The organism is Streptococcus sp. E24BD, assembly GCF_041807825.1.
Lineage (GTDB): Bacteria > Bacillota > Bacilli > Lactobacillales > Streptococcaceae > Streptococcus > Streptococcus entericus.
This window is the reverse complement of record NZ_JBGTZB010000066.1, coordinates 337-2,729: the sequence shown is the minus strand read 5'-3', so window position 1 is coordinate 2,729 and position 2,393 is coordinate 337. Positions and strand designations below refer to the sequence as shown.

The 2,393-nt window shown below is 32.0% G+C and carries 5 protein-coding genes; all 5 read left to right on the top strand.

Annotation, left to right across the window (positions count from 1 at the left end; translation table 11 throughout):
- Positions 1 to 376: 376 nt before the first annotated feature.
- Entirely contained in the window at positions 377 to 883 is a 507-nt protein-coding gene (locus ACERC5_RS09980; RefSeq protein ID WP_373660664.1) for a hypothetical protein, read from the top strand.
- Positions 884 to 1,072: 189 nt separating this feature from the next.
- A complete protein-coding gene (locus tag ACERC5_RS09975; protein WP_373660663.1) occupies positions 1,073 to 1,393 on the top strand; it encodes a hypothetical protein in 321 nt (106 codons plus the stop codon).
- 54 nt (positions 1,394 to 1,447) lie between these two features.
- Positions 1,448 to 1,699, top strand: coding sequence for a hypothetical protein (locus ACERC5_RS09970; RefSeq protein WP_373660662.1), 252 nt, complete (start codon positions 1,448 to 1,450; stop codon positions 1,697 to 1,699).
- A complete protein-coding gene (locus ACERC5_RS09965) occupies positions 1,671 to 2,168 on the top strand; it encodes a hypothetical protein (RefSeq protein WP_373660661.1) in 498 nt (165 codons plus the stop codon). Before ACERC5_RS09970 ends, ACERC5_RS09965 begins: the two co-directional genes overlap by 29 nt.
- A gap of 65 nt (positions 2,169 to 2,233) precedes the next feature.
- Positions 2,234 to 2,393 (top strand): transposase (locus tag ACERC5_RS09960; RefSeq protein ID WP_373660665.1); only part of this gene is annotated, 160 nt, incomplete at its 3' end.

Here is a 2,393-nt window from a genome sequence, read left to right as displayed (position 1 = left end):
CTTTATTTCTTAGCTCATAGAGATTTAATTTATCTTCGTAGCTCAATTTCATAAAAAAGCACCCCATTCGTTAGATTATCTGTCTAACTTTTGGGGTGCGGTTCAAGAAGGAAGCTGGGCTTTTTGTAGGTTGTCTTATTTAACTTCAGTAAAGAAAATGTTGTTTTAGTGAAATATAATGATGATTAGAAAGCCTTATCTGACAGGCTTTCTACCGGATAGAAAGTGATTGATATATAGTGTATTGTAGATTACTTGAAGTTTAATCAGTTAGAAATCAGTTATGAAGAAGTTTAGCTTTTCTCTTGCTTTTCTAATAAGTATGTGATAGAATTATAGTGTAAGCAACGATAGAACACGAAGAGGAGGAAAGGAAATGAGTAGAGAATATAAAACAGTCAGAGTGGCCCATGAAACTAAGTACTGGTTAAATGAACTTATTTTTTTGAAGGAAGAACAACTAAAAAGTGAAAAGAATTTTTTAATAGATAAGTATGAGGCGATATTGAAAGAATATAAAAATTTTTCTCAGGGATATTCTCCAACTTTATCTATCATGGTTTCAAGTGGGAGTATCTTGGAGGCAGCTTATTATTTTGTAAAAGAGAAAGATGATAGAAAAGAGATTGAGTGGTCTCAGGTCTTTGCAGAAATAGCAAGCCAGAAAGTAGATTATTCGCAAGAAGTCGGGACGATTACTCCGAGATTCTATCTGTTTAGCGATGTGTTACAAGGATTAGAGGATTATAGGTATAAATTGAAACCAGAATCTATGCAGAGGGTAATCAATTTAAATTACGTCATCAAAATTTTTATATACCTTTATTATCGTTCGAAGATAGAAGAAATTGAATTACTTAAGGCAAAACGAATTAATAAATAATAAGGATGGGTTTCATCTTTATTATTTATTAAAGGGTGTTCTATAGTGTTATACACTATATTTTTTAAAACAAAAGTTCTATAGAGTGTTACATAAAGAAACAATTGGGGGTGAGAAAATGAAAGCAAGAGCTTCGCCTTTACTTATTAAAAATTATAACAACAAAATAGAAAATGGAGAAATATATAGATGAAAAAATTTAAAGAAATTTTCCTCAATGAAGGAATGAAAATGCCGAATAATAATGGGATTAAGCGAGTACAAAGCTTTAATTCAGATGTATCAGTAAATTTTCTCTTAGATGATGAATCCAGAGATTTTTTAAAGGAAAAATTGCCAATTGAGGGGGTAATCTATGAGCCTACTTTGAAGAAGTTAGCAGAAAACATCATTATTCTTAATCGTCAAAAACACCGTATTTCTGATGAATCTAGGATTAGCTTGATGAACAAAGAGATTTACCAAGGTTACAGGGAAGCTTCTTTTTACACCTCAATAATTGAAGCTTAGTGATATAAGGGGAGCTAACCCCTCCCCCTTTTGTTTTAAGAAAGGACAAATTTCATGAAAATCTACAAACTATTGTTTTATATAACTTATCCAGCGTTAGTCTTTTCTATTTACTTGCTATTAGATATGACAAGCGAATACGGAACTCCTTTAATAGAAACGGTTTTTGTTGCTGGGGGGTTCTTAGTTATCCCCCTTTTGTTATGGTCGTTGGACATTATATCAGTTGAAAGCGTGAAGGAAGAGAGTGCTGATAATGAGAAGAATAGTAAGACGAGTGTTACGATGGGACAAACAGAGGCTTAGAACGGTTAAGCCAAACCTATACATTCCTATCATATATAGCAAAATAATTTCAAGATATTTTTATTGTGTTTTCGCAGTTTTAATTTTAGCTAGTGTCCTATTATTTCAAGAAAATATTATTAGTTCAATTGTTGGCATATTCTTTTTAGGGATGTTTTACCTTATATTCCGTTTTTGGAGGAAGTGTCAGCAAGCATATCTAAATGGAATTAATTATAATTTGCAATATATGATAGTATCTAATCGTTTTTATGATAGTGAAATTATTAATGGTAGAGAGAGAATTACTAATTATTTAGCTTTAAATTATATGGAGACAGGAAATTCTATCGTTGTAGTAGCTTTTAAGCGAGGGGATAATTTTTCGAGAAAAACTGAAATTTTAGATATTGAAATTGAATCTGCTTTAGGACTACCTTTATCTGAAAAAATAATTTATCCAGATAGAGTAGAATATTACCTCATATGAATCGGTTACACTAAACTAGACAGAATTTATAAAGTGTTCTACACTAAAGAAAACAGGAGAACTCTATGTCTAGAAAAATCCGTCGTCAATTTAGTGATGACTTTAAGCAACAAATTGTTGACCTCCACAAAGCTGGCCGGAAACGTAGCGAGCTCATTAAGGAATATGAGTTACCCCCCTCTACCTTTGACAAATGGGTGAAACAGGCCAAAACAACGGGTTCAT

Bases quoted from the DNA above. Each gene is read 5' to 3' on its own strand.
- ACERC5_RS09970 (WP_373660662.1), top strand. From the start codon at position 1,448: ATGAAAATCTACAAACTATTGTTTTATATAACTTATCCAGCGTTAGTC.
- ACERC5_RS09980 (WP_373660664.1), top strand. From the start codon at position 377: ATGAGTAGAGAATATAAAACAGTCAGAGTGGCCCATGAAACTAAGTAC.
- ACERC5_RS09975 (WP_373660663.1), top strand. From the start codon at position 1,073: ATGAAAAAATTTAAAGAAATTTTCCTCAATGAAGGAATGAAAATGCCG.